This is a genomic window from Dendronalium phyllosphericum CENA369, from assembly GCF_016056275.1.
Lineage (GTDB): Bacteria > Cyanobacteriota > Cyanobacteriia > Cyanobacteriales > Nostocaceae > Dendronalium > Dendronalium phyllosphericum.
In genome coordinates this window covers 1-3,245 of record NZ_JAECZA010000213.1, presented here as the reverse complement: position 1 = coordinate 3,245, position 3,245 = coordinate 1, and the positions used below count along the sequence as shown (strand labels likewise).

Sequence of the window (3,245 nt, the reverse complement as noted above, 5' to 3'; positions counted from 1 at the left end):
ACCTTGAACAGGCTTTTGGTGTTTTACGACATCATCAACGTCGTTGTACTGGTCGTAAAGTCGCTGCTTCATCAATTGTAATTCGAGGCACAGTTCAATTAGCTTCAGCCATTGCTACTGCACTTCATTGTTTTACAGCCCAGGATTTGGCTCAGGTTTGCGTACAGAATTGGCAACAATTACGCTCTGATTTACGCCAACATCAACTCCATCGCATTCAACAACTTCGATTCCGTCGAAATCCTGAAGCTTTCTTGGATACTCTTGAGAAGTTACTCCTCTAGCAAACTTTGCGCTTCTAGTTTTTTTTAGATGTTGGTCAAACAAGTCCATCTATCTTTTATCCGCTAGTCACCCAGGGTCAATCAATCGCAATCACTCCTTTGCTGTAATTTTAACGTGACTGCGATGATTAGCTTGATGCTTTGACGCGTCGTGTCTCACATTGGAGTATTTTTATGCTTGAAGAAGGCAGAAGGCAGAGGGCAGAAGGTAAGATTGCAGGGGGATTGAGACCTGCCAACAATCTAATACCGTCAAACCAAGGTTTAACGGGGGTCTTAAATCCTTACTCCTCCGGTTGTCGCAGAGGGCAGGAAGCAGGATTCCCTTCTGCCTCCTGCCTCCTGCCCTCTGCCTTTCTAGATAACATCTCACGCCAAATACTCTCGCATCTGCGGTTGCTGGCGATGCAACACCTCGATCGCTCTATTCTGAACTGTCCTCACTTTCGATTCTTTGATGTTGAGCTTCTGAGCAATTTGTTTGGTTGTCAACTTGTCCACACTACCCAAACCAAAACGTAACATCAGCACTTGTTTTTGCATTGGTTTAAGCGTTATCAAAGACTTCGCTAAATCTTGCCGCAGAAATCCTTCATCTAAATATTCCTCTGGGGAAGTGCTATCGGCAGGTAGAATCTCCAGAAAATCAGCTTCATCCTCTTGTCCCATTGGTCGATCCAGGGACAGCGGTTGGCGAAATGCGCTCAGACATTCTCTGACTTGGCGTGGCTGAAGTTCGGCAAACTCAGCTATTTCTGCAATCGTGGGATACCGACCCAACATTCTTGCTCCTTCTCGCTGGACTTTTTTGAGTTTAATCAAACGGTCATTCATGTGACTCGGCGTTCTGATCGTGGTGGACTTATTGGCGATTGCCTTCGTGATTTCTTGCCGAATCCACCAATACGCGCAGGTCGAGAACTTATACCCTCGATTTGGATCGAATTTTTCTGCGGCTTTTTGCAAACCTATTGACCCTTCTTGTACCAAATCCAGAAATTCCAGATGGCTCCACCGATACTTTTTGGCGATCGCTACCACCAGCCGCAGATTAGCCGCAATCATCTTCTCCTTGGCTATCCGTCCTAATCGCAGAATTTGAGATACTTCAGTTTCACTTTTTCCGATATCAGCAGATATTTCTGGCAAAGCTGGCTCTCGATGTAGTCGAAGTTTTAGCGCTTCTTTATGCTGAAGCAGTATTATCATCTGTTGCACTTGCCGAGCATAGGTTATCTCTTGCTCTGGAGTCAGCATTGGATATTTAGAGATTTCTCGGAGGTAGATGCCTACGCTATCTGGCTGGAGGGACATTCTTTCTTTTTTCTCTAAAAGCCTGGAATCACTTTATGGGAAAGTTCTGCCGCAATAAAATAAATTTAATATTTTTCAACTTTTCCTCTTTTCTAAACTTCGCTAAGAAAAAAAGGGTAGCCCCCATTATTTTCGTGAAAGCTGGACGTATTGAGCTACTGGAACCTGAGTTGGACAACAGTACAACCAGCTTTGATTAAAACGAAAAATATATATACTTGGTGTAATTTCTTGCGATCACTTTGCTCTTCAGGCGATTGTCATTTTTAGTGCTGATTCTGGATTTGTCTAAGTAGTAAGTGTCCTAATATAGCCGCCATAATCGGACAGTGCCCTGAGAAATCCATATTTACCAAAAACACGCTAAACTGTCTGTACTACGGTATAGACGTGGTGTAGAGATGGCGAACACAGAACGCGAATCAATCAACTTCAAACTCCCCAAAACCCTGACTAAAGCACTCCGCACTGCTGCACGAGAACGTAACACCACAGCCACTGATTTAGTTATCCAGGGCTTGCATCATATCCTTGGGCAAGTAGAAGGTACAGTTCGGAGTGTAGAAAGTCGTCTACAGCAACTGGAAACTCAATTGAACACTATCGCCAATCGACCTGTAGAAAGCGGTACAGACGATAGCTCAAAACATAAACTTTTACAATTAGAGCAAAAGACAGAAGCAATTGCCCAAAGATTAGCACAATTAGAAGGAGCACTAGCAATACTTTCTAAGCGTTCTAATGGTACTTCGCGTCGGCAGTCATACAACTACCACCCACCGCAGCTAGAACTGCAAGCGTACACGGGCGAAAATTTAGCTAAAAGATTGGGTGTCTCACTGGCAACTTTGTCACAAGAGCAAAGTAACCAGACTGACAAAGATTTTCAAAGTTGGTGTAGGTCAAGAGATCCAGGTTCTGTTGCGTGGCGCAGGAGTGACAATGGACTCTACCACCCCATCAAATGATTGAAAGCATCTATCTCAATCTATTTATCTGACAGTTTTTAAACTCTCCACAGAAGAACTAAACATATCAGTAAAAATTGACATGACAGTGCGTTCTCGAATTTTTATATTTGTACTCACCCCCATCCCTGATTGCAAAGTAATATTACGCCCTGAAACCATTAGCTGCTGACTATCAAGCTGTACCTTTGCTGGGAACCTGTAGAATGGATAAATCTGATCCGGTGGCAAAGCATCAGAACCAACCCAAATCAATTTACCTTTAATATCGCCAAACTCGCTAAAAGGAAACGAATCAATCCTGACATCTACGGTCATTCCCTGCTTGACAAAACCAATATCTTTATTAGTAATGTATACCTTTGCAATCAGCGCATCGTTGGGAACAACTTTGAGAATTGGTTCGCTTGAGGTTACTACAAATCCTGGAGTATGAGCCTTAAGTTCAAAAATAGTACCATTAACCGGAGCATTGATATCCTGATATTTTACAGCCGTTTCCGATGTTATGAGGTACAATTAGTACTAATAAAATAAAAAGATAATACTGTCATGAAAGCATATTCAGTGGATATCCGAGAAAAAATAGTTGCAGCACATATTGAGGAAAAAATATCAATTCGGCAAGTGGCACTCAGATTTGCAGTCAGTAAAAGTCTAGTACAAAAGCTGGTAAAGC

Annotated in this window: 2 protein-coding genes and 2 pseudogenes; 2 read left to right on the top strand and 2 right to left on the bottom strand. The window is 42.7% G+C overall.

Going from position 1 to position 3,245, the window contains the following annotated elements; translation table 11 throughout:
* Positions 1-284: pseudogene (locus I8752_RS23315) on the top strand (ISNCY family transposase); the annotation flags it as partial.
* Between the two features lie 369 nt (positions 285-653).
* Here the strand turns inward: I8752_RS23315 and I8752_RS23310 are convergent.
* A complete protein-coding gene (locus I8752_RS23310) occupies positions 654-1,598 on the bottom strand; it encodes an RpoD/SigA family RNA polymerase sigma factor (protein ID WP_214434634.1) in 945 nt (314 codons plus the stop codon).
* A 401-nt stretch (positions 1,599-1,999) separates the two neighbouring features.
* On the opposite strand from I8752_RS23310, the gene I8752_RS23305 reads away from it, so the two are divergent.
* Positions 2,000-2,566 (top strand): hypothetical protein, encoded by a 567-nt coding sequence (locus I8752_RS23305; RefSeq protein WP_214434633.1) that lies wholly within the window; start codon positions 2,000-2,002, stop codon positions 2,564-2,566.
* A gap of 24 nt (positions 2,567-2,590) precedes the next feature.
* Here I8752_RS23305 and I8752_RS23300 read toward each other — a convergent pair.
* Positions 2,591-3,058: pseudogene (locus tag I8752_RS23300) on the bottom strand (HlyD family efflux transporter periplasmic adaptor subunit); the annotation flags it as partial.
* Positions 3,059-3,245 lie beyond the last annotated feature (187 nt).

What these genes read in the sequence shown, in the direction of transcription:
- I8752_RS23305 (WP_214434633.1), top strand. Translation starts at nt 2,000, where the DNA reads ATGGCGAACACAGAACGCGAATCAATCAACTTCAAACTCCCCAAAACC.
- I8752_RS23310 (WP_214434634.1), bottom strand. Translation starts at nt 1,598, where the DNA reads ATGTCCCTCCAGCCAGATAGCGTAGGCATCTACCTCCGAGAAATCTCT.